At 72.8% G+C, this 3,250-nt stretch carries 4 protein-coding genes; 3 read left to right on the top strand and 1 reads right to left on the bottom strand.

Annotation, left to right across the window (positions count from 1 at the left end; genetic code table 11):
• The 3 genes from WA805_RS23870 to WA805_RS23860 form a co-directional block, all read left to right on the top strand.
• Nucleotides 1–886, top strand: an 886-nt coding sequence (locus tag WA805_RS23870) for a hypothetical protein (RefSeq protein ID WP_425243451.1), incomplete at its 5' end; no start/stop codon positions are given.
• Nucleotides 887–1,137: 251 nt separating this feature from the next.
• Nucleotides 1,138–1,638, top strand: a complete 501-nt coding sequence (locus WA805_RS23865) for a SigE family RNA polymerase sigma factor (RefSeq protein WP_422285471.1) — start codon at nucleotides 1,138–1,140, stop codon at nucleotides 1,636–1,638.
• On the top strand, nucleotides 1,635–2,459 hold the full coding sequence (locus tag WA805_RS23860) for a SecDF P1 head subdomain-containing protein (RefSeq protein ID WP_425243450.1): 825 nt from the start codon (nucleotides 1,635–1,637) through the stop codon (nucleotides 2,457–2,459). Before WA805_RS23865 ends, WA805_RS23860 begins: the two co-directional genes overlap by 4 nt.
• Nucleotides 2,460–2,468: 9 nt before the next feature.
• Here the strand turns inward: WA805_RS23860 and WA805_RS23855 are convergent.
• Nucleotides 2,469–3,250, bottom strand: a 782-nt coding sequence (locus WA805_RS23855) for a (Fe-S)-binding protein (RefSeq protein ID WP_425243449.1), incomplete at its 5' end; no start/stop codon positions are given.

The raw sequence follows: 3,250 nt of genomic DNA, 5'->3' as shown, positions 1-3,250 counted from the left end.
CTCCTGGACGCTGATCTCGGCGTCGTCGTCCGCCGTCTCCCAGCGGCCGGGCACCGACAGCCTGCTCGGCGTGGCCCACGGCCCGGCCGGCTGGATCGCGGTCGGCGCAGCGGACTCCCAGGGCAGCCAGCAGCCTGTCGTCCTCACCTCCGCCGACGGCACTACCTGGCAGGCGGTCAACAGCACCGCCTTCACCGCGCCGGGCATCTCCGTGATGGGGGTGACGGCCGGCCGCAGCGGCTACGTCGTCGTCGGCAAGCAGGTCAGCAACGGCCGGACGTTCGCGGCCATGTGGTGGTCAGCCGACCTGCGGAACTGGACGGGCGGCAGCAACGGCGGCCTCGACGGGCGGCTGGAGTCCAGCGCGGTGTACGCCGTCGGCGCCACCGCCACGGGTTTCGTCGCGGCGGGCACGCACGGCGGCTGCCACACGATCTGGACCTCCGCGGACGGCAAGAACTGGAGCGTCTACGACGTGCCCAGGCCGCCTGGCGCGACCGACGCCCTGCTCCAGCAGGTCGCGGTCAACGGCACCCGCGTCGTCACGGCCGGCTACGTGGTCGACAAGGCGGGCGACGCCCCCGTCGTGGTCGTGTCGGCGGACGGCGGCAAGACTTGGAAGCAGATCCTGCTGACCGCCCCCGGCGGTGTCGGTGCGGTCAGCACGCTGACCGCGGCAGGGAATGGCTTCGTCGCGGCGGGCGTGACCGGCCCGGCGGGCGCCCAGCACGCCGTCACCTGGAGCTCGCCTGACGGGATCACGTGGTCGGCGGCCACGCCGGTGAGCGCGGGCCAGATCACCGCGCTGTCCGCGGTAGGCAGCACCGTCTCCGGCACTGCGCAGCGCGGCGCCGAGCCGTCCGTCGTCACCTTCGCCGCCCCCTGAGGACACCCTGAGGACACCCTGAGGACAAAGGCTCAGGAGCGGAGCCGGACGCCGCGGATCGAGGCGTCGAGCACCTCGGCGATGTGCCCTGAGTTGGGCCACGATTTGACCGTGACCGGTTTCGTGGGGCGCTGACCCGATGGTTTGCAACTCGTGAGCGCTGAACTCGCGCACTAGCTAGCTGCCGGACTCGGCGAGATCATGCAACCAACTGGCGCCTGACCGCCCTCTTAGGAAGCGAGGAGGTGGACATGGGCGTCGAATCGGACGACGAGTTCCGGGACTTCATGCGGGGCAGATGGTCTGCCATGGTCCGCCTGGCGTACACGCTGACCGGCGACCAAGGGCACGCCGAGGACATCGCGCAGGCGGCGTTCTCCAGTGCCTACTCGGCCTGGGGGCGGGTCAGGCGGGCCGGCGACCCGGACGCGTACGTGCGGGCCATCGTGATCCACGAGAACAGCAAGCGGTTCCGCAAGCAGCGCGTCCGTGAGGACCTGCGCGCCGCCGTCCCGGAACGCGGCACCGGCGCTGACGACAGCCTGGCCGACCGGGCGGCGCTGCACGACGCGCTGAGCAGGCTCGGCCCGCGCCAGCGCGCGGTGATCGTGCTCCGCTTCTGGCTGGACATGTCCGAAGCCGAGACCGCGCGGGCGCTCAACTGCTCGGTCGGCACGGTCAAGAGCCAGACCTCCCGGGCGCTGGCCACCCTGCGCAAGAACGCCGACATCACGGAGGGCGAACTACGATGACCGGACTGCACGAGGCTCTCGACGACATCGCCGCCGAGATCACGCCCATCGACCCGCCGGTCGAGCTGGCGATGCGCCTGGGCGGCAAGAAGAGGCACAGGCGCCGCATCGCGGCCATCACCGGAACGGCTGGCGCCGTGGCCCTGAGCGCCGTCGCCGTGGTCGGCATCCCGGCACTGACCGGCCCGGCGTCCACGCCGACGCCCACTCCCGGGACGGCCAGGGGCGCCGGCATCCCGCTGGCGCGGCCGGTCCTGCTTGAGGCGCCGCAGGGCAGCGTGAAGGAGTACGGGGACGCTCACCTGGTGAACGCCGCCACGCTGCGGCTGTTCCACCGGCTCGCCTGCACCCCAGTGCCGAGCGCCCTGAGCGGCGTCGCCACCAATGACGCCTGGAAGGCGACCGTGGGCTACACCGCCGCCCAGTGGAACGCGGCCGGAAGTGAGGTCGTCTCCTGCGACGCATCCGGCGGCAAGTACGTCCTCGGCAAGGCCGTGGTCCTCGACTCGCAGGTGACGTCCGCGACGGCCCAGCGCTTGCAGAACACCGGCCAGTGGGTCGTGGACGTGACACTCAACAGCGCGGCCACCGCGGCCTTCGCGCAACTGACCACCAGCCAGGCCACGCGCTACTACCCGGGCAGCCAGAGCAACTGGAACGACGCGGCGCTGGCCTCCACCGCCTTCGTCGTCAACGGCGACGTCCAGTCCGCTCCGGTCACCGAGGCGCCCATCACGATCGGCAAGCTCATGATCGCCGGCCCGCAGCCGACCGGCTTCACCGACACCGAGGCCGAAGCCCTCGCCGCGCAACTCAGCTAGGCGCGGGGCTCAGGAGCGGAGCCGGACGCCGCGGATCGAGGCGTCGAGCACCTCGGCGATGTGCGCGGTGGCGATCGTCTGGCCGCGGCTGGCGAGCTCGGCCGAGATCTGCAGCGTGCACCCAGGGTTCGCGGAGATCACCAGCGCCGCGCCCGAATCGAGCACCGCGTCCGCCTTCCGCGCGCCGAGGGCGCGCGCCGCGTCCGGCTGGAGCAGGTTGTACACGCCGGCCGAACCGCAGCAGGTGCCCGCGTCCCGCAGCTCCATCAGTTCCAGATCCGGGATGTCGCGGAGCAGCGCGCGCGGCTCGCGGGTGATCCGCTGCGCGTGCCCGAGGTGGCAGGCGTCGTGGTAGGCCGCCCGCACCGGCACCGGGTGCCGGGGCGCGACAGGGCCGAGCTCGGCGAGGAACTCCGTCAGGTCGCGGACCCGCGCCGACAGCGCCGCCGCCCTGGCCGTCATCGACGGCTCGGCGAGGTGGCCGAACAGCCGCTCGTACTCCTTCATCGCCGACCCGCACCCGGCGGAGTTGACGACGATCGCGTCCACCTCCGCCCCCTCGAACGCCTCGATCGTCCGCGCGGCGAACCGTGCCGCCTCCGCCGTCCGCCCGGAGTGCAGCGACAGCGCCCCGCAGCACCCCTGCTCGCGCGGGATCACGACATCGCACCCCTCGGCCGCGAGCACCCGCGCGGTCGCCGCGTTGACCTGCGGGAAGAACACCGACTGGACGCAGCCGGTGAGCATCCCGACCACCGCGCGCCGCTGCCCGCGGGCCGGCACCCGCGCGG

Source organism: Trebonia sp. (genome assembly GCF_049794275.1).
Taxonomy (GTDB): Bacteria; Actinomycetota; Actinomycetes; order Streptosporangiales; family Streptosporangiaceae; genus Trebonia.
Note: the sequence above shows the minus strand (reverse complement) of the source record. Positions and strands in the feature narration are given on the sequence as shown.